This window comes from Pseudomonas sp. Seg1, assembly GCF_018326005.1.
In the GTDB taxonomy this organism is placed as follows: Bacteria; Pseudomonadota; Gammaproteobacteria; order Pseudomonadales; family Pseudomonadaceae; genus Aquipseudomonas.
On sequence record NZ_AP021903.1, the window covers coordinates 6,008,033 to 6,032,824 of the forward strand.

16 protein-coding genes are annotated in these 24,792 nt (G+C 60.8%); 4 read left to right on the forward strand and 12 right to left on the reverse strand.

Annotated elements, in window-relative coordinates; genetic code table 11:
• Positions 1-57: 57 nt before the first annotated feature.
• From KI231_RS27055 to KI231_RS27075, 5 genes are all read right to left on the reverse strand, one after another.
• Positions 58-3,075 carry a sarcosine oxidase subunit alpha gene (locus KI231_RS27055; RefSeq protein WP_213026783.1) on the reverse strand — a complete coding sequence of 1,006 codons (3,018 nt, stop codon included), beginning with the start codon at positions 3,073-3,075 and terminating at the stop codon, positions 58-60.
• Positions 3,072-3,401, reverse strand: a complete 330-nt coding sequence (locus KI231_RS27060) for a sarcosine oxidase subunit delta (RefSeq protein ID WP_213026784.1) — start codon at positions 3,399-3,401, stop codon at positions 3,072-3,074. The genes KI231_RS27055 and KI231_RS27060 overlap by 4 nt, the downstream gene beginning before the upstream one ends.
• Before the next feature lie 14 nt (positions 3,402-3,415).
• Entirely contained in the window at positions 3,416-4,666 is a 1,251-nt protein-coding gene (locus KI231_RS27065; RefSeq protein ID WP_003206307.1) for a sarcosine oxidase subunit beta, read from the reverse strand.
• Between the two features lie 20 nt (positions 4,667-4,686).
• The gene (gene glyA, locus KI231_RS27070) at positions 4,687-5,940 is read right to left on the reverse strand and encodes a serine hydroxymethyltransferase (protein ID WP_103304469.1); all 1,254 of its coding nucleotides are present in this window, start codon (positions 5,938-5,940) and stop codon (positions 4,687-4,689) included.
• A 285-nt stretch (positions 5,941-6,225) separates the two neighbouring features.
• Positions 6,226-6,936, reverse strand: a complete 711-nt coding sequence (locus KI231_RS27075; protein WP_213026785.1) for a TraX family protein — start codon at positions 6,934-6,936, stop codon at positions 6,226-6,228.
• Between the two features lie 127 nt (positions 6,937-7,063).
• Between KI231_RS27075 and KI231_RS27080 the strand changes: the two genes are divergently transcribed.
• The 3 genes from KI231_RS27080 (at position 7,064) to KI231_RS27090 (ending at position 10,022) form a co-directional block, all read left to right on the forward strand.
• Complete coding sequence (locus tag KI231_RS27080) at positions 7,064-8,104, forward strand: threonine aldolase family protein (protein ID WP_103304471.1); 1,041 nt, start codon at positions 7,064-7,066, stop codon at positions 8,102-8,104.
• Positions 8,105-8,419: 315 nt separating this feature from the next.
• Positions 8,420-8,953 (forward strand): REP-associated tyrosine transposase, encoded by a 534-nt coding sequence (locus tag KI231_RS27085; RefSeq protein WP_103304472.1) that lies wholly within the window; start codon positions 8,420-8,422, stop codon positions 8,951-8,953.
• Between the two features lie 244 nt (positions 8,954-9,197).
• Positions 9,198-10,022, forward strand: coding sequence for an SDR family oxidoreductase (locus KI231_RS27090; RefSeq protein WP_213026786.1), 825 nt, complete (start codon positions 9,198-9,200; stop codon positions 10,020-10,022).
• Positions 10,023-10,140: 118 nt separating this feature from the next.
• Here KI231_RS27090 and gbcB read toward each other — a convergent pair whose 3' ends face one another.
• On the reverse strand, positions 10,141-11,241 hold the full coding sequence (gene gbcB / locus KI231_RS27095; protein ID WP_103304474.1) for a glycine betaine monooxygenase reductase subunit: 1,101 nt from the start codon (positions 11,239-11,241) through the stop codon (positions 10,141-10,143).
• A gap of 296 nt (positions 11,242-11,537) precedes the next feature.
• Here gbcB and gbca point away from each other — a divergent pair, with 296 nt between their 5' ends.
• Positions 11,538-12,833 carry a glycine betaine monooxygenase oxygenase subunit gene (gene gbca, locus KI231_RS27100; protein ID WP_213026787.1) on the forward strand — a complete coding sequence of 432 codons (1,296 nt, stop codon included), beginning with the start codon at positions 11,538-11,540 and terminating at the stop codon, positions 12,831-12,833.
• 124 nt (positions 12,834-12,957) lie between these two features.
• On the opposite strand, the gene KI231_RS27105 is transcribed toward gbca, so the two are convergent.
• The 6 genes from KI231_RS27105 to dgcB all read right to left on the reverse strand — a co-directional run bounded on the left by KI231_RS27105 (position 12,958) and on the right by dgcB (position 24,773).
• A complete protein-coding gene (locus KI231_RS27105; protein ID WP_213026788.1) occupies positions 12,958-14,202 on the reverse strand; it encodes a metallophosphoesterase family protein in 1,245 nt (414 codons plus the stop codon).
• Between the two features lie 25 nt (positions 14,203-14,227).
• Positions 14,228-16,096: a c-type cytochrome gene (locus KI231_RS27110; RefSeq protein ID WP_213026789.1), complete on the reverse strand. Its 1,869-nt coding sequence runs from the start codon at positions 16,094-16,096 to the stop codon at positions 14,228-14,230.
• A 137-nt stretch (positions 16,097-16,233) separates the two neighbouring features.
• Positions 16,234-19,686: a GMC oxidoreductase gene (locus tag KI231_RS27115; RefSeq protein ID WP_213026790.1), complete on the reverse strand. Its 3,453-nt coding sequence runs from the start codon at positions 19,684-19,686 to the stop codon at positions 16,234-16,236.
• 1,131 nt (positions 19,687-20,817) lie between these two features.
• Positions 20,818-21,588: an electron transfer flavoprotein subunit beta gene (gene etfB, locus KI231_RS27120; protein ID WP_213026791.1), complete on the reverse strand. Its 771-nt coding sequence runs from the start codon at positions 21,586-21,588 to the stop codon at positions 20,818-20,820.
• Positions 21,589-21,603: 15 nt separating this feature from the next.
• Positions 21,604-22,824, reverse strand: coding sequence for an electron transfer flavoprotein subunit alpha (gene etfA / locus KI231_RS27125; RefSeq protein ID WP_213026792.1), 1,221 nt, complete (start codon positions 22,822-22,824; stop codon positions 21,604-21,606).
• Positions 22,824-24,773: a dimethylglycine demethylation protein DgcB gene (gene dgcB, locus KI231_RS27130; RefSeq protein ID WP_213026793.1), complete on the reverse strand. Its 1,950-nt coding sequence runs from the start codon at positions 24,771-24,773 to the stop codon at positions 22,824-22,826. Before dgcB ends, etfA begins: the two co-directional genes overlap by 1 nt.
• Positions 24,774-24,792 lie beyond the last annotated feature (19 nt).

Below are 24,792 nucleotides of genomic sequence, written 5' to 3' on the forward strand. Positions count from 1 at the left end.
GTGTTGTCTGATCTGACGCCATCGCGGGCAAGCCACGCTCCCACAGGTACTGTGGTGTCAAATGTTCTGGCGATCACCCTTCGGATCGAAGAACACCGAAGACACAATCTCCGCCTCGATCACGCTGCCATCGGCCAGCGGTGCAAACACCCGCTCACCCATGCGCTTCAGACCGCCCTTGACCACACCCATGGCAAACGAATAGCCGAGGGAGTTGTGCGCGTAGCTGGAAGTCACGTGGCCAACCATGGTCATCGGGATCGCCTGCTTGGTGTTGAACACCAGTTGCGCACCTTCCGGCAGCCATTTGGTCGGGTCGATCGGCTTGAGGCCCACCAGTTGTTTGCGCTGATCACGCACGCAGTCTTCCCGGTTCATGCCGCGCTGGCCGATCCACGAGAACGGTTTGGTACGACCCACGCACCAGCCCATGTTCAGGTCGTCCGGGGTCATCGAGCCGTCGGTGTCCTGACCGACGATGATGAAACCTTTTTCGGCGCGCAGCACGTGCATGGTCTCGGTGCCGTACGGGGTCAGGTTGTATTGCTTGCCGGCCTCGACGATTTTCTCCAGCACGCCCATCGCATAGTCCGCCTGCACGTTGACTTCGTACGACAGTTCACCGGTAAACGAGATGCGGAACACCCGCGCCGGGACGCCGCCGACCAGACCTTCTTTCCAGGTCATGAACGGGAACGCTTCGTTGCTCAGATCGATGTCGGTCACGGCGCTGAGCAGCTTGCGGCTGTTCGGCCCGGACAGGGTCATGGTCGCCCAGTGGTCAGTGACGGAGGTGAAATACACCTTCATGTCCGGCCATTCGGTCTGGTGGTACAGCTCCAGCCATTGCAGCACGCGGGCCGCGCCGCCGGTGGTGGTGGTCATGACGAAATGGTTGTCCGCCAGACACGCCGTCACACCGTCGTCGAAGACCATGCCGTCTTCTTTGCACATCAAACCGTAGCGGGCCTTGCCCACATCGAGTTTGGTCCAGGCGTTGGTGTACACGCGGTTGAGGAACTCGCGGGCATCCGGGCCTTGAATGTCGATCTTGCCGAGGGTCGAGGCATCGAGCAGACCGACGCTGTCGCGCACGGCTTTGCATTCGCGCTTCACGGCGGCGTGCAGGTCTTCGCCGTTTTTCGGGAAGTACCAAGGACGCTTCCACTGACCGACGTCTTCAAACTCGGCACCGTTCTTCACATGCCAGGCATGCAGCGCGGTGTAGCGAACCGGTTCGAAGATGTGCCCACAGTGACGACCGGCCACGGCGCCGAAGGTTACCGGCGTGTAGTTCGGGCGGAACATCGTGGTGCCCATCTGCGGGATGGTCACGTTCAGCGAACGGGCGGCGATGGCCAGACCGTTGACGTTGCCGAGCTTGCCCTGATCGGTGCCGAAGCCCAGCGCGGTGTAGCGTTTGACGTGCTCGACCGACTCGAAACCTTCGCGGGTCGCCAGTTCGATAGCCGCAGCGGTCACGTCGTTCTGCAGGTCGACGAATTGCTTCGGTGCCCGTGCCGTGCCCTTCTCGTGCGGCACCTGGAACAGCGCCAGCGTCGGTTCTTCGAGACGGCTCAGGGCTTTCGGCAAGGTGCCTTCGACCGCCGCGAAACCGGCTTCACTGGCAGCGCGCACGCCACCTTCAAAACCGTCCGCCAGCGAATCGCCGAGACCGTAGACGCCGTTGATGCCACCGACGCACACGCGTTTCTGCGGGGCTTCGCCCGGGATGAAACCGAGGATGTCTTCGCGCCAGGTCGGCTTGCCGCCCAAGTGCGATGCCAAGTGAACCACCGGGCTGTAACCGCCGGAAGTCGCGACCACATCGCAGTCGAGCCATTCGCCCGGGCTGGTCACGGCGTGCGCCTTCACATCAATCGCGGCGACGCGGGCTGCGGTGACGCGCTTGCTGCCACGGGCCTCGATCACGGCACTGCCGGTGAGAATGCGGATGCCTTTGGCGCGGGCTTCTTCCACCAGCGCACCGCGCGGATTGCTGCGGGCGTCGGCGATGGCCACCACTTGCAGACTGGCGTCGAGCCAATCCAGAGCCACGCGATAGGCGTGATCATTGTTGGTCGACAGCACCAGTTTTTTACCCGGTGCCACGCCGTAACGGCGCACGTAAGTCGACACCGCACCGGCGAGCATGTTGCCCGGCACGTCGTTGTTGCCGTAGACCAGCGGACGCTCGCAAGCGCCGGTCGCCAGCACCACACGCTTGGCGCGAACGCGGTGAATGCGCTGACGTACCTGACCGATCGGCGCGCGGTCGCCGAGGTGATCGGTGAGGCGTTCGTGGATGGTCAGGAAGTTGTGGTCGTGGTAACCGTTGACCGTGGCGCGCGGCAACAGCAGCACGTCCGGAGTGTCCTTCAATTCGGCGATGACGCTGGCGACCCACTCCATCGCCGGTTTGCCGTCGAGACTTTCGCGGGAATCGAGCAGGCTGCCGCCGAACTCCTCCTGCTCATCGGCCAGAATGACGCGAGCACCGCTGCGCGCAGCGGCCAGTGCAGCCGCCAGACCGGCAGGGCCGGCGCCGACGATCAGCACGTCGCAGTGCTGGTTCATGTAGTCGTAAGTGTCCGGATCGACTTCGGTCGGCGAACGGCCCAAACCGGCAGCCTTACGAATGTACTTCTCGTAAGTCATCCAGAACGATTGCGGGTACATGAAGGTTTTGTAGTAGAAACCCGGCGGCATCAGCTTGCCGCCGACCTTGCCGAGAATCCCCATCATGTCGTTGTTGACGTTCGGCCAACCGTTGGTGCTGGTCGCGACCAAACCTTGATACAGCGCCTGTTGCGTGGCGCGCACGTTGGGGATCTGCGTGGCTTCGGTAGCGCCGATCTGCAGTACCGCGTTCGGCTCTTCGGCGCCAGCCGCGAAGATGCCGCGTGGACGCGAATATTTGAAGCTGCGGCCGATGATGTCGACGCCGTTGGCGATCAGTGCAGCCGCCAGCGAGTCGCCCTCGAAGCCTTTGTAGGTCTGGCCGTTGAAGGTGAAGCTCAGCACTTTATTGCGGTCGATCCGTCCACCGTTGGACAGGCGATTGGTCTGGCTCATACCTTCTCTCCCAGCGCCGTCGTGGCTGTTTTCGCCGAATCAGCCTTGTCGGTGAATTGCGGCTTGGTGCCGATCTTGTAGGTTTCGAGAATCTCGTAGGTCACGGTGTCGCGGGTGACGTTGAAGTACTGACGGCAACCGGCAACGTGGTCCCACAACTCGTGGTGCAGACCGCGCGGGTTATCGCGGAAGAACATGTAGTCGCCCCACTCCTCGTCAGTGCAGCTTGCAGGGTCCAAAGGACGCGGGATGTGCGCCTGACCGGATGCGTGGAATTCCTCTTCGGAGCGCAACTCGCCGCAGTGAGGACAGAAGATATGCAACATGGGGATTTCTCCTGTTAGTGGGCAACCGCAGCAGCGCCGTGTTCATCGATCAACGCACCGTTGTGGAAACGGTCGATGGAGAAAGGTGCAGCCAATGGGTGCATTTCACCCTTGGCCAGACTCGCGGCAAACACGTTGCCCGAGCCAGGAGTGGCCTTGAAGCCGCCGGTGCCCCAACCGCAGTTGAAAAACATGTTCGGCACCGGGGTTTTCGAGATGATCGGGCAAGCGTCCGGGGTGGTGTCGACGATGCCGCCCCACTGGCGGTTCATGCGTACGCGGGACAACACCGGGAACATCTCGACGATGGCCTGAATGGTGTGTTCGATCACCGGGTACGAACCGCGCTGGCCGTAGCCGTTGTAGCCGTCGATACCGGCGCCGATCACCAAGTCGCCCTTGTCGGACTGGCTGATGTAACCGTGCACGGCGTTGGACATGATCACGCTGTCGATAATCGGTTTGATCGGCTCGGACACCAGCGCTTGCAGCGGGTGGGATTCGATCGGCAGACGGAAACCGGCGAGTTTGGCCATGTGCCCGGAGTTACCGGCGGTGACTACGCCGACGCGTTTGGCGCCGATAAAGCCTTTATTGGTTTCAACACCGATGCACACGCCGTTTTCCTTGCGGAAACCGATCACTTCGGTCTGCTGGATCAAGTCCACGCCGAGGGCGTCGGCGGCACGGGCAAAGCCCCAGGCCACGGCATCGTGACGGGCGACGCCGCCGCGACGCTGAACGGTTGCGCCCATGACCGGATAACGGGTGTTTTTCGAGCAGTCGAGGTACGGGATTTCGTCAGCAACTTGTTTGGCGTTGAGCAGTTCGCCATCGACGCCGTTAAGGCGGTTGGCGCTGACCCGACGCTCGGAATCACGAATGTCCTGCAGGGTGTGGCACAGGTTGTAGACGCCACGCTGGGAGAACATCACGTTGTAGTTCAAGTCCTGCGACAGGCCTTCCCACAATTTCATCGCATGTTCGTAGAGGTGCGCCGACTCGTCCCACAGGTAGTTGGAGCGCACGATGGTGGTGTTGCGCGCGGTGTTACCGCCGCCCAGCCAGCCTTTCTCGACCACGGCGACGTTGGTGATGCCGTGCTCTTTCGCCAGGTAATAAGCAGTCGCCAGACCATGCCCGCCGCCGCCGACGATGACCACGTCGTAGACCTTTTTCGGGGTTGGCGTGCGCCACATGCGCTGCCAGTTTTCGTGGTGGCTGAGCGAGTGTTTGAAGAGGCCGAAGCCCGAATAGCGTTGCATAGTCGTTACTCCAAAACCGCTCAGCGATAAACCGGGAAGTCTGCGCACAGGGCCGAAACCTGCTGGGCAACATTGGCCTCGACATCGGCATCGCCGAGGTTGTCGAGGATGTCGCAGATCCAGCCGGCCAGCGTCTCGCACTGGGTCACTTTGAAGCCGCGAGTGGTCACCGCCGGGGTGCCGATGCGCAGGCCGGACGTCACGAATGGCGACTGCGGGTCGTTCGGCACGGCGTTCTTGTTGACGGTGATGTGCGCACGGCCGAGGGCGGCGTCGGCATCTTTGCCGGTCAGGCCCTGACGGATCAGGCTGACCAGGAACAGGTGGTTGTCGGTGCCGCCGGACACTACATCGTAGCCACGTTTGATAAACACGCCGGCCATGGCCTGAGCGTTGTCGATCACTTGTTGTTGATAGGCCTTGAAGCTCGGCTCCGCCGCTTCCTTGAAGCACACGGCTTTACCGGCGATGACGTGCATCAGCGGGCCACCCTGGGCGCCGGGGAACACGGCAGCGTTGAGCTTCTTTTCGATCTCTTCGTTGGACTTGGCCAGGATCAAGCCGCCACGAGGACCGCGCAGGGTCTTGTGCGTGGTGGTGGTGACCACGTCGGCGTACGGCAGCGGATTCGGGTACAGACCGGCGGCGACCAGACCGGCGACGTGAGCCATGTCGACGAACAGCAGCGCACCGACCTTGTCAGCGATCTGACGGAAACGCGGGAAGTCCAGGGTCTTGGAGTAAGCGGAGAAACCGGCGACGATCATTTTCGGTTTGGATTCGACGGCGAGACGCTCGACTTCGTCGTAATCGATCAGCCCGGTGTCAGTGTTGATGCCGTACTGCACCGCGTTGTACAGCTTGCCCGAGGACGACACTTTGGCGCCGTGGGTCAGGTGACCACCGTGGGCCAGGCTCATGCCGAGGATGGTGTCGCCCGGCTGGATCAGCGCCAGGTACACGGCGCTGTTGGCCGAGGAACCGGAGTGCGGCTGAACGTTGGCATAATCGGCGCCGAACAGTTGCTTGGCACGTTCGATGGCCAGCGCTTCGACTTTATCCACATGCTCGCAGCCACCGTAGTAGCGCTTGCCGGGATAACCTTCGGCGTATTTGTTGGTCAGGCCGCTGCCTTGCGCTTCCATCACGCGTTTGCTGGTGTAGTTTTCCGACGCGATCAGCTCGATGTGATCTTCCTGACGTTGCTCCTCGGCATTCATCGCCGCCAGCAGTGCATCGTCGTAACCCTGGATCTGGTCTTGCTTGCTGAACATCGCGTCTCTCCCAGCGGCATCTGTGCGCCATTCGTCTCGGTAAGGCACTGGCAATCAAGGCAGTGCCCTTTGATGCCGATGGTATGACCGGCGCAGACAGCTCAAATGCCTACGGACGCCACGCAAAGGTGCGTTTACGACATGGCGGGGAATGGCCTTGCCAGACTCGACCTCGAAAACACTGGAGAACCCTGTGGGAGCTGGCTTGCCAGCGATGGCGGTGGCCCATCTGGCATTGATGGCGGCTGACCTGCCGCTATCGCTGGCAAGCCAGCTCCCACAGGGTTATGCGGCGACTTGGCGGATAAGTAGTAGCAGGAGGAAATGTGCGGGATAAAGGGCATACGCCCAGCGGCGCATTGGGGGTGGCTGGAGATGTCGCACATGTCGCAACAGGAACATTCCGAGCAGTGGCGCAAACAGACAGGTGGCAATGCCAAAAATGGCAACGCTATTACCGAACCTCGCCGAGTCGTACAGCACCTGCCACTGATTGGCGGCCAGACATATCAATCCCGACAGCAAGCTGAAGTACCACGGACGACGAAACACCCACAGCATCGCGAGCGGTAGCAGAACGCCGAAGAAGCCGAACATCAGTCGCTCAGAAAACACAGCGGCCAGCACCAACGCAGCGACACCCAGCAACCGCGACATGATCGATGGATCCTGCCAGCCGCGCGCCACCAACAAGCCCAACGCTAATGTCGGCATGACGTTCAACGTATCCGGATCGGGAATGTACAAACGGTAAGGAATTTCACTCACGGCGCTGAACAGCAACAGCCAGCCCAGATAACGCCATTCGGTTTTCCGCGCTCCGGCCCGGGCAAGATTCGCCGCCATCGCCAGACAGAACCACGGAAACGCCAACCGCCCCGGCACGTAGAGCCAATCGGCGCTGATCCCGACATATCGCAGGTGATCGAGCAACATGCTCAGCAGCGCCAGCCACTTGAGCAGATCCAGGGCGCCGTCACGTTTTCTCAGGTGCATAATCGGCAAGCGTCCATGTAATGTTCTGCCAGCGACATCCCGTGTGCTCCCCGGAAGATCTTCGGTAAAGTGCGCACCATCATTGACCAACGAGGCGCCACAAGCACCTCGATCACGGAAGCCGGCCATGACCGACAAGAGCCAACAATTCGCCAGCGACAACTATTCCGGTATCTGCCCTGAAGCCTGGGCTGCCATGGAACAGGCCAACCACGGCCACCAACGCGCTTATGGCGATGATGAATGGACCGCACGCGCGTCCGATCATTTCCGCCAACTGTTCGAAACCGACTGCGAAGTGTTCTTCGCCTTCAACGGCACCGCCGCCAACTCGCTCGCGCTGTCTTCGCTGTGCCAGAGTTACCACAGCGTGATCTGCTCGGAAACCGCCCACGTCGAAACCGATGAATGCGGCGCCCCGGAATTCTTCTCCAACGGTTCGAAACTGCTGATCGCCGGCACTGAAAACGGCAAGATCACCCCGCAGTCGATCCGCGAAGTCGCCCTCAAGCGCCAGGACATTCACTACCCGAAACCACGCGTGGTGACCCTGACCCAAGCCACCGAGGTCGGCAGTGTCTACACCCCGGAAGAAGTCCGCGCCATCAGCGCCACCTGCAAGGAACTGGGCCTGCACCTGCACATGGACGGCGCGCGGTTCTCCAACGCCTGCGCGTTCCTCGGCTGCTCGCCGGCCGACCTGACCTGGAAGGCTGGCGTCGACGTGCTGTGCTTCGGCGGCACCAAGAACGGCATGGCGGTGGGTGAAGCGATCCTGTTCTTCAACCACAAACTGGCCGAAGACTTCGACTACCGCTGCAAACAGGCCGGGCAACTGGCGTCGAAAATGCGCTTCCTCTCGGCGCCATGGGTCGGCATCCTGGAAAACGACGCCTGGCTGAAATACGCCCGCCACGCCAACCACTGCGCGCAATTGCTGGCCGAGCTGGTCAGCGACATTCCGGGCGTCGAACTGATGTTCCCGGTGCAGGCCAACGGCGTGTTTCTGCAACTGTCGGAACCGGCGATTGCCGCGCTGACCGCGAAGGACTGGCGCTTCTACACCTTCATCGGCAAGGGCGGCGCGCGCTTCATGTGCTCGTGGGACACCGAAGAAGAGCGCGTGCGCGAACTGGCGCGCGACATCCGCGAAGTCATGTCTGCCTGATCTCACTCCACCTCACTGATCGTTCCCACGCTCTGCGTGGGAATGCCTCTCGGGACGCTCCGCGTTCCATTTCCCCCGCCAGCGTTACACCTTGGCATCGTGATGACGCGGAGCGTCAATGGCTGCATTCCCACGCGGAGCGTGGGAACGATCTTGGCTCGGGAATGACTTTTCCCACCGCAATACCAGACTTCCCCTCTATCGCGAATACCCTGTCCGTCCCACCCTGATCGTTGCCACGCTCCGCGTGGTAATGCATCCCGGGACGCTCCGCGTTCCATCTCCAATGCACCGCAAGATTCAAGGAAGAATCCCATGGGCCGCAGCCGCTACACCATTACCGAAACTGACAAACCCCATTTTCTGACCTGCACGGTCATGGAATGGTTACCCCTGTTCATCCGCCCTTACATCGTCGACCACCTGCTCAACTGCTGGCGTTATCAACAGACTCATCATGACTTGAGGCTGTACGGCTTCGTGATTCTGGAAAACCATCTTCACTTTGTCGCCCAAGCACCCGACCTGAGCAAATGCCTCAGCCAGTTCAAATCATTCACCGCGCGACAGATTATTGATGACCTTCAAAGCAAGGGCGCCGAAAGAGCACTGAAGCGCCTTCGTTTCAACAAGCGGGCACACAAGCAAGATCGGGTGTATCAAATGTGGCAGGAAGGCTCTCATGCAGAAATGGTCTACAGCGAAGAAGTCATGCGCCAGAAACTCGATTACATCCACAACAACCCGGTAAAGCGTGGTTATGTAGAGTTGCCGGAGCACTGGCGGTATTCGAGCGCCCGAAATTATGCAGGACTAGAGGGATTGATCGAGATTCAACGCTGGTACTAAAGCAGCTGGCCATCCCCTTTCGGATCGTTCCCACGCTCCGCGTGGTAATGTCTCCCGGGACGCTCCGCGTTCCAGCCCCACCACTGATGCGACGCCGAGCACAGTCATGACGCGGAGCGTCAAAGGCTGCATTCCCACGCGGAGCGTGGGAACGATCAGGGCACCTATTTCAGTCGCGTCAGCTCCTTGGTCTACATTGTCTGTCGAGCCCTCCGCTCTCATAACAATAAGCAGGAGCATCGGCATGTCGTTACAAGGCAAAACCCTGTTCATCACCGGCGCCAGCCGTGGCATTGGCCGTGAGATTGCACTGCGGGCCGCGAAGGACGGGGCCAATATCGTCATTGCGGCGAAGAGCGCCGAACCCCACGCCAAATTGGCCGGCACTATTCACAGTGTGGCCAAAGAAGTCGAAGTGGCGGGCGGCAAGGCCTTGGCGCTGCAGGTGGATGTGCGTGATGAAGACGCCGTGCGACAGGCACTGGCCCAGGCCAACGAGCATTTCGGCGCGATCGATGCGCTGGTGAACAATGCCGGGGCGATCAAGTTGACTGGCGTGCAACACATCGAACTCAAGCGTTTCGACCTGATGCACCAGATCAACACCCGCGCGGTGCTGTTGTGCAGCCAGGCTGCCCTGCCCTATCTGAAGAAATCCGCCGGGCACATTCTCAACTTGTCGCCGCCGTTGAATCTGGCGAGTAAATGGTTCGCCCAGTTCAGCCCTTACACGGTGACCAAATACGGCATGAGCATGCTGACGCTGGGCATGAGCGAGGAATTTGCCAGTTACGGGATCAGTGTCAATTCGCTGTGGCCGCAGACGATGATTGCGACGGCAGCGATCGAGTTTCAGCTGGGCAATCGCGAGTCCTTCAAGCACGCGCGTACGCCGGCAATCATGGCTGATGCGGCGCATGTGATTTTGAGTAGTCGCGGGCGGCAGATCAGCGGGCGGTTGTTGATTGATGAGGAGATTTTGCGGGAGAGCGGCGTAACCGAATTCGATCATTACCGATTTGATCCGGACAGCACTGCAACCCTGATGCCCGACCTGTTCGTGGATTAAATACCATCTCCCTGTAGGAGTGAGCCTGCTCGCGATGGGGCCGGAACATTCAACGAAGAGTTGACTGACCTAACGCTATCGCGAGCAGGCTCACTCCTACAGGGATCTTTAGCGCCCGTCAGAATTCGATGCGCACGTCGCCTTTAGGCACACTGCAGCACGACAAGATAAATCCTTCCGCCTCGTCGTCCTCGGTAATCCCGCCGTTGTGCTCCATCTCCACCTCGCCCCCCAGTTTGAGCACCTTGCACGTCCCGCAAATCCCCATCCCGCAAGCCTTCGGAATCATCAGCCCAAGCTTGGCCGCCGCCGCATGCACGGTCTCGCCCGGTGCCACACGAATGCTCTTGCCCGACGCGGTGAATTCCACCTGATGCAGATCCGCCGCATCGATTTCCGGCGCATCGGCGGCCTGTTCGGCTTGCTCCACCGCATCGGCACGCGCCTCGGGCGGCGTCGCGCCGAAGGACTCCTCGTGATAACGCGCCATGTCGTAACCGGCGTTTTCCAGCAAACGCTTCACCGCCGTCATATACGGCGTCGGGCCGCAGCAGAACACTTCGCGCTCAAGGAAATCGGGAACCATCAGTTCGAGCATCTTGTGATTCAGATAGCCGCGGTACCCGGCCCACGGCTCGCCCAGACCGTGCTTTTCACAGATCAAATGCAGGCTGAAGTTATCGATCCGCGACGCCATGTGTTCCAGCTCGCGGTGGTAAATGATGTCCTTTGGCGAGCGCGCGCTGTGGATAAAGGTCATGTCGACGTTGGCGTTGGTGTCGTAGAACCACCGCGCCATCGACATGCACGGGGTGATTCCCACGCCGCCGCTGAGGTAGAGGACTTTCGGGCTCGGGAAGTCGATGGCATTGAACAGCCCGACCGGCCCGTGCACCGCCAGCTCCTGCCCTTCATGCAACGTGTCGTGCAACCAGTTGGAAACCTTGCCGCCCGGCACTCGTTTGATCGTCACCGAAAAGCTGTACGGCACCGACGGCGAACTGGAGATCGTGTACGAACGCATGATCGGCTGGCCTTCGATTTCCAGCTCCAGGGTGACGAACTGGCCGGGCTTGAAGAAGAACAGGATCGGCTGGTCAGCCATAAAGCAGAAGGTGCGCACGTCCCAGGTTTCCTGGATGACTTTGACGCAACGGACGATGTGTCGGCCATTGGCCCAGGTCTGGGTGGTGACCGGATTCAGGAAGCTGTTGGACATGCTGTTCTCCACGGCCGACTGTCGGCCTCATGTCGGCGATTCTGCGTATAGCGCGAACCGCCCGTTTACCTATCCGCGACATTGACATACTTATCGCGACCAGCCCCCAACCACCGGGGGTTGCGCGTCGGGAACAGATTGCACCATGTCGCCCATGGATAAGGTTCCGCCCAGCGCCGGCCCCACACTCGCCTCAACACCCAAACAGATTCTTTACACCTTGCGTAGCAACTGTTTACAGCACACCTGATTAGCCACTTTCGCCGGCCACGCAGATGGCCATGAGGATCACATCGATGGACGTCACCGCAAAAATCAGCCTGGGCGATCCGCTGGAACCCGCACGCAAGGCCACCGCACAAATGCTCCAGGAACGCGAGCGCACCTTTTCGCTGCCACAACCGTTTTACAGCGACGAGCGGCTGTTCGATATCGACATGCAGGAGATCTTCCAGAAGGAATGGTTGATCGCCGGCATGACCTGCGAAATCCCGGCCAAGGGCAACTACCTGACCCTGCAGATCGGCAAGAACCCGATCATCGTCATCCGTGGCGCCGAAGGCGTGGTGCATGCGTTCCACAACGTCTGCCGCCACCGTGGCTCGCGTCTGTGCACCAGTGAAAAAGGCAAAGTCGCCAAACTGGTCTGCCATTACCACCAGTGGACCTACGAGCTGGACGGTCGTCTGCTGTTCGCCGGCACCGAAATGGGCGCCGACTTCGACATGAAGCAGTACGGCCTGAAACCGGTGAACGTGAAAACGGCCGGCGGCTACATCTTCATCAGCCTGGCCGAGAATCCGCCGGCCATTGATGACTTCCTGTCGACGCTCAACCACTACATGGAACCGTACGACATGGAGAACACCAAGGTGGCGATCACCACCACCTTGATGGAGAAGGCCAACTGGAAACTGGTGCTGGAAAACAACCGCGAGTGCTACCACTGCAACGCGTCGCACCCGGAACTGCTGAAAACCCTGCTGGAATGGGACGACGTCACCGACCCGCGCGCCGATCAGGCGTTCAAGGATCACGTTGCTGCGTCCGCCGCCGCCTGGGAAGCCGAGAAGATTCCTTACGCCCACGCCAGCTTCGGCCTGCGTAACCGCATCGTGCGCATGCCGCTGCTCAAGGGCACCGTGTCGATGACTCTGGATGGCAAGCAGGGCTGCGCGAAACTGATGGGCCGGATCAAGAATCCGGACCTCGGTTCGATGCGCATCCTGCACCTGCCGCATTCGTGGAACCACTGCATGGGCGACCACATCATCGTCTTCACCGTGTGGCCGATCAGTACGCAGGAAACCATGGTCACCACCAAATGGCTGGTGCACAAGGATGCGGTTGAAGGCGTCGATTACGACGTCGAGCGTATGCGCCAGGTGTGGGACGCGACCAACGACCAGGATCGTCGTCTGGCCGAAGAGAACCAGCGCGGGATCAACTCCACGGCCTACCAGCCTGGGCCGTACTCCAAGACCTATGAGTTTGGTGTGGTCAACTTTGTCGACTGGTACAGCGAGCGCCTGTTGAACAACCTCGGTGCCGAGCCTGCGCCATACCTAAAAGGCGTCCCGGTTCAGGGCTGATTCCCTCCTGCCTGATCGTTCCCACGCTCTGCGTGGGAATGCAGCCCGGGACGCTCTGCGTCCCAAAAGGCCGAACGCGGAGCGTCCGTTGAGGCGTTCCCACGCAGAGCGTGGGAACGATCAGTCAGTGAGATGACCACCTCACACTGCCATCCTCACCAATAAACTCCTCAAAAATCTCCTCCCCCACCAACCTGATTTTCGCGTACCCGTTTAGCACCCGCAGCGGATACGCCGGGTCGTTGGCATCCTGCGTCTCCGACCACAACACCCGCGAATGCCCGTCCAGCTCGCTGGCATTGCCGTAGGGAATCGCCCCGTGCCCGGCGCAACGCGCATGCAGACCACCCTGTTGCGCGTAGACGATGCCGTTGTGCAAATGCCCCCAATACCAATAATCCGGCTCGCGCCCCAGCGCATCGCACACCGGTTGATACAGCGCAGTCTTGTTGTGCCCGGAAATATCGAAGCCCTGGTGATGGCTGAGCACCATGATCTTTTTGCGTTTCGGCAGGCCTTTCATCCACTCGATCTGCGGCTCGTTGAGGGTGCCGTCCATGTACAGGTTCATCGCATCCGAGGCGTACGCCGAATCCAGCCCGACCACCAGCCAGTCATCGTTGATCAAGGCGAAGTAACTGGTGCCCTGCTGCCCCGGAAAACGCTTTGCCAGTTCCTTGAAATAACCGTGGGCGCCGCTGTACATCTCGTGATTGGAGTTGAGGGTGAACGAGCCGTGGCTGCCCATCGGCCAGCCGGCCATGTCGACGTCTTCTTGGGAATGGCTGCCGGCGTAGTAAACGTCGCCCAGATGGATGGTGAAATCAGCCTGGGCCAGTTGCATCTGATTGGCCACCGACACCGCCGGTGCATGGCTGTCAAACGGCCCGGTGCCCCAGTCGCCGGCAATCGCCAGGGTCACGTCGCGCTCCATCTGCACCACCGCCGGATCAGTGCCGAAGGTCGCGTGATGACGCAGGTTTTCGATCCACTTGAGCAGCGCCTCGCTCCACAGCAGATCGAGCAATTCCCACTTGCGACAACCAAGCAGACTGCCGTCCTTCAGCACCCGGGTTTGCAACTGATCGCTCGACTGCGGCAAGGGCGCGGCGTTGCCAATGCGCAGGATCGACAAGCCGTGGGACAACTCCCACGGCACTGTCGGTTCATCCGTCGGCAGCTCGCCGTTTTTCAGCACGTACTGCGCCTGATCGTGCCCCCGCTGCAGCAATTTGATGATCGCCTGGAACTCCTGCGGCTCCAGCTCGCTGATGAGCTTCATCCAGGCCATTTCCATGCGCGTGAACAAGCCGTGAATGCGCACTTTGACCTTGTCGTATTCGTGTTTCAGATGACCGACTGCTGACATGGCGTAATCCTCTATCCAATAGGGTTCACAGGGTTTTCATGAATTCGATCAGCGCACGCTTGTCGGCGTCCGACAGCGTCGTGCCGTACAGGTGACCACTGTTGTGGTTGCCCTCCAGCCGCGTGTCGTACTTGAAGTCCGCCGAGGCCTTGGCCTGTGCGCCGCTGGTGACGAACCCGACATTGACCGGGTCGTACACGTCGGAACCGGTGATGAACACCTGCGGACGTTTTTCCGGTGGTTGCAGCAGGTCCCACAGGGTCGGCACCGAGCCGTTGTGCAGGTACGGCGCGCGCAGCCAGATGCCGTCGGTAGGCGTGTTGCTGTAGCTCTGGGTCTTGCGGTAGGCGCCGAAGTCGAACGGCGGTTTTTTGAAGGAGTGGAATGCGGCCACCAAGCCTGTGGTAAACGAATCGAGCCGGTGCGGATCGGTGCCGAGCTGGTCGATGTTGGTAGTGACCTGTCCGGTATCGGTGCGACCGAAGTCATGACAACCGGCGCAGTTGTTGTCCCAGATCGGTTTGCCCTGCGCGACCTTGGCCTGATCCAGCGCCCACGGCCACGCCGGCGCCTTGTGCCCGAGCAGCCAGTTGGTCACGCGATTGAAGCTCGGCGGCAACACCGATTCCGGCGTTGCACCCACGGCCATCGCGGCAGCGTAGTTGCGTTCGTGGATCTTGTTGTTATTGCCGTCCCAGTGCAGGTACATCGATTCCCGCGGTTTCTGGTTCCATACCTGCGGCAGGTCGACGGTGCCGATGGTCGAGTCATCCGGGAAGCCGAACACCACCATTTTCGTCGGGTTAAAGGTATCGGTGCGGCCCGGGCCCTGTTGCGGACGCAGCTTCTGCCAGGCGTACGCCTGTTTCTGCTTGAGCAGCGCGCTTTTCGCCATCGGCATGATCAGATAACGGTTGTAGAGCTTTTCGAAAAAGCCCAACTGGAACTTGGCGTTAATCGCCGCCATCACCGCGTCGGTGGTGAATTTCGGGTCGCTGGCGCAATCGTAGGCGAACCACTGGAAGGCTTGCAGTTGCAGGGTGTTGGCCGGCGCACTCGGCACGTTTACGGCGACGTCGCTGGCATTCGCCCGGTAGGAACCGGTGTGGCACAACGCGCAGTTCGGCTCGACGGTCGGGTAGCCAATCTGCCGCTTGGCCATGCCGATTGGCAGGTCCTTGCCGTTCTCGAAGAGAAAGCCGAAGACTTCCCAGCCGCCGGGTTTGGGCATCTTTTCCGGGCACATTTGCGGCAGCACGGCGAACAGGTAATACGGGATGCGCGCTTCGATGCCGAGGCCAATGGCGGCGTATTTATAGTGGTCTTCGTCGGAGGCATATTCCTGTTCAGGGACGACGCGGAGCATCTGATACCAGGTTTCATAACCAATGAAGCCCAGCACCGCGACCACGATCAACGTGCCGACCTTGAAGGCGTGACTCTGCCATTGCCGCTGCCACGCCGCGCGCCATTCGCGCCAGCCATCGCAGAGCAGCGCCCATGGCCGGTTCTCCGGCGCGGTGCCGAGGTAGAGGAGAATTCCGAGGATCAGGAAAAAGCTCAGATCGCCCATCAGCATCGGCACGAACACCGAGCCCTGAATGCTGGTGTTGATCAGGTAGATCCAGAACACCACCGCGATCAACCGCGTCAGTACGCACAGCCAGGAATGCACCACATAGCGCGGCGCGTTGAAGCCCGACGGCATGTAAAACACGCTGATGCCGATCAGCAGCATCCCGGCGTTTTCCAGCCACGGGTCGGAGAGTTGCGGCGGCAATCCGACCACGGATGTCAGCAATCCCGGCGCGAATAGCGCGGGGATCGCGAACACCATGTTCATCGCGATGCCGAGCCAGATGAAGCGTTGAAACCAGCGGATGTAGCTGTCCATATCGTCCATTTCCTTGTACAGACCTGAGAGGTGCAGCGCCTGATACACCGCTATCGCGAGCAGGCTCACTCCTACAATTGGAATGCGTCCCCCTGTAGGAGTGAGCCTGCTCGCGATGCAGTCGGCTCGGTTCTGGATCAACCGAGGGCAGTTTTCTCCAGGTGTTCAAGGATGATCGGATAGACATCCACCACCGCGTTCTTGCCGAACATGCAATCGATGTGGCCGTAGCCCGGCACCACCTGCCGGCTATAGCGCTCCGGCCCGTGCATGTCGCACAAACGCTGATAGGTCTTCAGCGTGCTTTCCGGCAGATAGCACTGGTTGTCGGCACCGCTGATAAAGCAGATCGGCATGGTCAGCCGATCGAAGTGCGGCATGTACACATCGTTGCCTTTGAAATCCACCAGATGCCCTTTGCGCACGATCAGCGCCAGGTGCTCGAAGGTCTCGATGTTCGACTCGCCGAACAGCTCGTGCAGGTTGTCGTGCAGGGTTTCGTTGAGGGTGTCGTGGCGATACAACGAGGCGTACATGAAGGTGATGCGGTGGCACACCGGGTTGGTGCAATAACCCTGCGCCTCGATCCGCGCGTAGCCATTCAGCGCCTTGTCGTAGAGTTTGTTGAACCAGTTTTCCTTGCTGTCGGCGTAAGCGGTCATCGACTTGATGCCGATCGCATCGAGCATTCCCGGCAGGTGCAATCCAGCCTTTAATCCGGTGGCGGTGGCGACCACGGTGTCCGCGGCAATCTGCGAGCAGACCACCGAACGCACGCCCTGCAACCCGGCGAGCAGCGACATGAAGAAGGTCGTTGCACCGTAGCAATGCACCACGCATTGCACGTCTTTGGCCTGAGTCTCCTGCTGAATCTGCGCGATGGCAGCCTTGAAGTCGTACTGGGCAATCTGGTCGCCGTTCCATTCCTTCTTGCTCGCCGGCAACAGAATGCTCACGCGGAAATCCAGCAGCCAGACGTCGTAATCGTGCTTGCACAGGTATTCGAGCAGGTTAGTCTGGATGGTGTCGGTGGAGAAGATATTCGAACCGACGCCCAAACCATGCACCAGCATCACCGGGCCTTTGCTGCCGGCCTGATAACGGCTCAGGCGCAGTTCGACACCGTCCTCGGTGGGGAAAAAATGCACCGCCGGGGTTGGCGCATCCAGTGGCCGTTTCAGCCGTGGCGGCGCGTCGGGGTTGAAGTAGATATCGCCGGCAAACACCCCGCCGTAACTTTCCCAGAGAATCCCGGCGAAGAACTTGCCGAACCGCGCCAGCCCTTCGATGCGCTCACGCTCGTTGCGCGCATTGAGCACTTTCATGGTGGTCATCTGTTTGGCGAAATCGGTCGGATGAATGTGCATCACCCCCGAGCCGATGACCTCGCCGCTCTTGTCCGGCCCGCGATACAACGTCACGTACAGCGTGCTGGTGTCGTGCCAGATATTCAGCACGCCGTTGTCTTCCGGCACGGTTTTGAAGGCGCTGAAAAAGTAATCGTTGCCGTCCTCGGCGGTCAGCTTCATGTCGTATTTCATGTGGCGCGTATCGACCTGCTGCTCGAACTGCTCGAACAGGTTGAACACACCGTTGCTGGCGGTCAGCGGTTCTGGCGACAGCGCCGGGGCGATGACCGTACCGACGATGGTTGCGGCGTGCTCCGGCTCCTTGATCATCCGGTTCATGTCGGCGGCGGTGATGGTCAGGGTGAAGTCGATCGGCGAGTTGTCCGCCTCGCCGCGTTTGGCGGCGGCTTCATAGACTTTCAGATCGGTGCTTTGCGCAGCAGTGAAGGCCCGGGAGAAATAGCCCTTCATGGTTTCGGTGAACTGCACGCCAAGGGTTGGCGGCGCCACCGGTTTGCGTGGTGCCGATGGCAGCGTGTAGTCGATCTGCCAGCCACGGTCGGCGGCGAGCAGGCCCATGTTGCGTTCGCTCACGGCGGAAATGGTCAGCAGCGGATTGACCGCCAGCGACGTCGGAATCACCGCGCCGTCGGTCACGTACAGATTGGCGTAGACATCGGTGCCGGCCGCACCGCTGAACACCTGGCCCTTGTGGTTGACTACGCCTTGGCCGGCATCTTCGCCCATCACGCAACCGCCCAGCGGGTGCACCGAGACGATGCTGTGCTTGAGCAATTTGGTCCAGATCGGGTTCTCCACCCAGACGCCGCCCAGCGCCTTGGTGCTCTGGTGCAGACGCTCGTTGCCGAGTTTGAAGTTCTCTTGCTCGCCAACGCCGGGCCAATCGATACGCAACTGATCCTTGTTATCCAGCACCATGCGCCCCTGACCGCTGTCGTGGCTCATGATCAGGTAGGTCTGCATGTTGTGCAGAGCGCCGTAGTACGGGCCGCGCAGGAAACTTTCCGCTTCGCGTTCCTTGTATCTCACCTTGCCGCTGAAACTGTCGTCGCTGGCGACGCCGATCATCTCGGCGAACCCGGCCATGCTCGGCACCATCGGCCGGCCAAGGGCGCCGGGAATCGATCCCTCTTCAATGACCATGCGGCTGCGCCAGTCACCTTCGGTACGCATGTCGATCACCGACGTGATGCACGGGCCAACCGGGTGCAGTTCCTTGGCAGGGTGCGCGCCGAAGCCGATGCCGTTGATGGTCTGCTCGCAGTTGTGGCCGAAGCCGAGGATGTCGCCATTGCCGCTCATGTTCTCGCCGAGCTGGCCGGACATCACCAGGCCTTTGTCGCGCGAGCGCAGGAGAATTTCGGTAGAGCCGAGCGTTCCGGCGGAGACCACGACGATGTCGGCCTTCACAAACAGCGTCGGCGCGGAAAACTTCTCGCGGCCGCTGTCCAGATACTGGAAGTGCACGATCCAGCCGTCACCGTCACGCTCCAGATGCCGCACTTCGGCCTGGCAGAAAATCTCCGCACCGTGGTTCCAGGCGTCCGGCAGATAGTTCATCAGCGTGGTGTTCTTGGCCTTGTTGTTACAGCCCGACACGCAGTCGCCGCACTGGTTGCACGGCAGTTGCTCAACACCGACGTGGTTGAGGTTGTTCGGCAGTTTGTCGAAGGTCACGTTGATCGGCGGCTTGTAGAAGTGCGCGCCCTGCTTGAGGTAATCCGCGGACTTCTTGTTGGCGTCGAGCTTGGGCAGGTTCGGTGCAGTGCTCGGGTAAGGATTGGGTTTGAGCATCTCCCGAGCACGGGCGTAACCATCCTTGAGCAAGGTGTCGCGATGCTCGCGAACCGCTTGCGGCCAGCGTGGGTCGTCGAACACACCGGGCTCCGGCTCGAGGGCAACGTTGGCGTTGATCAGCGACGTACCGCCGAGGCCGCAACCGACCACGACGTTCTGCTGGGCGTTGACGTGCAGGTCGAACAACCCCGTGCGCGAGCCGATATGGCCATCGGGATCGTGCACCTGCAATTCTTCGGTGGCGGCAATCATGGTGTTGGGGTATTCGCCGGGCTGAATCTCTCGGCCGCGCTCGAGCAAACACACCCGTTTGCCGGCCCGGGACAGGCGCGAGGCAGCAATGCCGCCGCCATAACCGGAGCCAATGACGATGACGTCGTAATGTTCCTTGATCTCGCTGATGGGCGTTGCAATGCGTGTCATGAGACTGATCCTTTCTCAGGCTGATGGGGCAACTCTGCGGTTGCCTGCAATCAATGGGCGAACGAGCACCTGGCCTCCGGGGCGGACCCGGCGACAGCACAGCGGTTGGGGCAGGACTTACGCGCTATAGACGCGCGTGTTGATTGGCCGCACGACGTAACGTGCGCTTGCGTGGCGAGGGGGTTGGGCGATGTGGGCGGCTATCCATCATGCGTTCTCCCAGAACCAGATGTGGATAAGTGACGGCTGTCCTTGTGCCATTGCAGTGAAGACAGCAGAGGATTCGAAGTCAAGGCAACGCCTTAGAACTGTATGAAATGTGATCAAGTGCCGTTTGGACTATGGCGGGCGGGGCTTACACGGTTTGACGAACAAGTTATCCACATAGCCACCCACAGCATATGGGGGTAACTGTGGATGACTCGGAAAATAAGTGGCTGATCTGTGAAGAAAAATCGTGACTTATCCAGAAGGACGGTTTGCGAGAGGTATTGGATATTTTTTGATCACTTGCGTGTAAGCCACGTTGTACATGGTCTGTAGCGGATGGCGAACACGTTATCCACAGAAGAGCCAACAGAGAACGGGGGTAACTTCGGCTTGTCTGTGGAAAAGCGTCGAAGGCTTTGTGAAATCGGGGTTTACGCGGGAGTTTTGCGTAAAACCAGACGATTTGATTGTTTTTTGATCGACTCCTCGTAAGCCACGGTTTATATGGGTCTCAGCGGATAGCGAACATCTTATCCACAGAAGCGCCAACAGAGATTGGGGGCAACTTGGCGAGTTATCCATTGGAAAAAGCCAGAAAAAACCGCAGCTTAGGCTGGTTGTTTTTTGATCGGATGGCTGAAAGGCTTGATTGACGTGGGGTGCAGTGATGGGCGAACACGTTATCCACAGATCCGCCAACAGGGATTGTGGGTAAACAGCCTGCCCTCATCGGAACGCCGACCGCCCAGCCCTTTCCCGGAGGGAGAGGGGGCCCACAGAGTTGTATCGGACAAATAGATCGACCTGCAGCACCACGGTGACCTTAGCTTGGCCAAGCCTGAGTTTGCGCTGATCTTTCAGGTCGATGTAACGCTTGAAAGCGCCACCGTAGGTCCCCTCTCCCTCCGGGAGAGGGGCTCTTCAGCGGACGACACCTTCTTCGATCAGCAGTTTGAGGATGGCTTCAGCTCCGGCCTCTGCGGTAACACCCTTGAGCACCTGCCCCCCGCCACCACTGGCCTTGGCCGTCGCGGCTTTCATTCGGTCGGCACCGCTTTTGGCCTTGATCACCTTCAAGCGTTTCGGCCGTGGTTTGGCCGGTTGCAAAGTGGCAACCGCGAGCAACTCATCATCCACAACTTCCACATCTTCAGCCTGCAAGACACCCCGCCGCGCCGGGCCATAAGCGCTTTGCCGAGGCTTTGGCGCAGCGTTATCCACAGTCGCCAGAAACGGCAGTTTCACCTTCAAGCGCCGCCGCTGCCCCCGGGGCAATGCTTGCAGCACCAACGCCGAACCGTCGTTGATCGACTCGACCTGCGCCAGCCCGACCACCAATGGCCAGCCCAACCCTTCGGCCAGCAGAAACGGCAGCATCCCCGAACCTTCACCGGTTTCCGCCTGACTACCGGTCAGCACCACCTGCGCCCCGGCATCGCGCAGATACGCGGTCAGCGCCGGCAGCGCATCGGCGCCAGCTGGTTGTTCCAGCACATGCATCTGTTCCAGGCCCATGCCCAGATAGGCGCGCAGTGCCGGTTCCGCGACATCCCCGGCATGCAGCACTTGCAGGTTATCCCCAGCCAGTTGCAGGCCCAGTTCCACGGCGCGGGCATCCTGTTCGGCGCGGCGTGGCCGGCCCGAAGTCGGGTGGGCACCAATGGAAACCAGGCTGATGACATTGCTGTTCATAACTGTGTCCTTCCCTTAAGCCGCATCGCGCTTGGCGTCGTTGCGGTAAGCCGCTACCGCCGCGATCAAGGCTTGAAGTATCTCCGCGCTCTCGCCGATCACCGACAGGTCGGCGCGTTTGATCATGTCGCACCCCGGATCGAGGTTGATCGCCACCACTTTGTCGCAAGCACCGATGCCTTGCAGGTGCTGGATCGCCCCGGAGATACCCACAGCCACGTAAACCCGTGCGGTGACCCAGGTGCCGGACGCGCCGACCTGCCGATCACGGGCCATGAAGCCATCGTCCACCGCTACCCGCGACGCCCCCTCGGTAGCGCCGAGTGCTGCCGCTGTTTCGTGGAACAGCTGCCAATCCTTGACGCCGTTACCGCCGGAGAAAATGAATTCGGCTTCGGCCATCGGAATTGCCGCCGGGTCCACTGCGACCGCACCGAGATCCTCGATCCGCGACAGGCTGCGCGCGACACTTGTGGATAACTCCACCGGCAGCGCTTCATGGCGGGTTTCGCTGACCGGTTCGGCGCACTCGGCCGACGCCAGAATCAAGCGTGCGACCGGGCGGGCAAGGTCTTGCAACCCAGCACCGGCGCGGCCGATGCATTCCTGATCCTTGACCTGCCAGACGCGGGTCGCCGGGCGTTCGCCCAATGCAGCAGCAAAGCGACGGCCGAGTTCACCGCCACCGCTGCGGCTGTCCGGCAGCAACCAATGGCGCGGGTTGAATTGGTTATCCACAGCGCGCAGACCTTGCACACGTTGTTCCGGTGCATAACCGCTGAACTCATCGCCCTCAAGCACCAGCAAGCGATCGACGCCCGCCGTGGCGAAGGCGTTTTCCTTGTGCTCGCCAAACACCACCGCCAGCACTGCGCCGTCCCTGCCGGCCAGTTGATGCGCGAGACCCAGCAGGTCGCGGTCGTGGCTGCTCAGGCGGCCGCCGACCATGTCCGGCACCACGCTGATGTAGAACGCCGGGGCCGCGACCTGATGCAGCGGCAACTGCACTTCAACCGTGGCCGAGCGTTTGACCGCCCCGCCCTGCTGCGCGCCGCTACGGTCGATGCGTTTGATGCCGTTGGGGCCGATGAAGCCGATGCCATGCAGATTCTTGCGGATGACGCCGTTGGGGCCCATCCAGCTGTGTTGCGCCGGTTGCATCGCCGCGTGCAGCGGGTGCAGACGGTTACGGGCAATCCATTCGGCGCGCGGGTCGCGGCGGATAATGTCGCTCATCAGTGGGCCTCCGCAGGTTCACGTTTGGCCGGTGCAGTCGGCTTGCCTGGCGCGGCGTCTTCGAGCAGCGCATCGGCCACCAGTTCGGCGATGTCCTTGATCATCGGACGCGGTTCGACCACGCCTTCGAGCATCGCCGTGCACTGTGGACAACCCACGGCCACCAGCTCGGCGCCGGTCTCGCGGATGTCTTCCATGCGCATGTCGGGAATCCGCTGCTTGCCCGGAATGTCGGTGATTGGCGCGCCGCCACCGCCGCCGCAGCAGCGCGAGCGGAAGCCGGAACGTTGCATCTCTTTGACCTCGATGCCGAGGGCACGCAGCACTTCACGCGGCGCCTCGTACTCGCCGTTGTAACGGCCGAGGTAACACGGATCGTGATAAGTCACGCTGTTGCCTTTGTGCTGACCAAGATTGAGCGCGCCAGCCTGGATGATTTCCGCCATGTAGGTGCTGTGGTGCTGCACCAGGTAGTGGCCGTCGAAGGCGCCGTACTCGTTTTTCAGCACATGGAAACTGTGCGGATCACAGGTGACGATGCGGTTGAAGCTGTATTTGGCCAGGGTCTGGATGTTGCGTTTCGCGAGCAACTGGAAGGTCGCTTCGTCGCCCAAACGACGGGCGACATCGCCGCTGTCGCGCTCTTCGAGACCGAGTACGGCAAAGTCGATTTTCGCCGCCTTCAGCACTTTGACGAAGGCGCGCAAGGTGCGCTGGTTACGCATGTCGAAGGCACCATCGCCGACCCAGAACAGCACGTCGGTGGACTTCTTCTCGCTGAGCAGATTGAGGTTCAAGTCCGCCGCCCAGTTCATCCGCCCGCCCGGGGCGAAACCGCCGGGGTTGTCGGTGGCGATCAGGTTTTCCAGAACCTCGGCGCCCTTGTTCGGGGTCGCGCCTTTTTCCAGAGTCAGGTGGCGGCGCATGTCGACGATGGCGTCGACGTGCTCGATCATCATCGGGCATTCCTCGACGCAGGCGCGGCAAGTGGTGCACGACCACAGGGTTTCGGCATCGACCAGACCGTTGACGATCGGTTGATGCGGATTGCCGCTGTGCTCACCAATTGGCTTGCCGGGATACGGGCTACCGGCGAATTTCGCGTCAGTGCCGCCAGCCAGGCCGACGACCATGTCCTGAATCAGTTTCTTCGGGTTAAGTGGCTGGCCGGCGGCGAAGGCCGGACACGCGGCTTCGCATTTGCCGCACTGCACGCAGGCGTCGAAACCGAGCAACTGGTTCCAGGTGAAATCCTTGGGTTTTTCCACGCCCAGCGGCGCGCTTGGATCATTCAGATCCAGCGGTTTCAAACCGGTGGAACGGCCGCCACCAAAACGCTCGGCGCGACGGTGCCAGGCCAGATGCAGGGCCCCGGCGAAGGCGTGCTTCATCGGCCCGCCCCAGGTCATGCCGAAGAACAGTTCCGACACGCCCCACAGCACGCCAATCCCGAGAATCGCTGCCAGCAGCCACCCGCCGAAGTTCTCCGGGAGGATCCCGGCCACCGGCAAGGTCACCAGAAAGAACGACGCCGAGAACGCCAACAAGCTTTTCGGCAGGCGCATCCACGGGCCTTTCGACAACCGTGCCGGCGGGTTGCGTCGACGCAGATAAACGAAGATTGCACCGACGAACATCACCGCCGTCATCAGCAGCAAGGCGTAACCGAGGATGCGGTTATGCAGGCCGAAACCATGCACCAGAATCGCCAGCACAATCGACGCCACCGCACCGCCGGCCGTGGCCACGTGGGTATTGGCGATGTATTTGTCCCGCGCCACCACATGGTGCAAATCGACCATGTAGCGCTTGGGCATGGCGAGCAGGCCGCCGATCAGATCGACCTTCGAGGCCCGGCCCCGACGCCACATCGCTACCCGCCGCAACGCGCCCAGCACCGCAAGGGCCAGGGCTGCGAACAACAGGATTGGAAGAAGGGTGTTCAACATAGGTGAAGCTCCCAAAGAC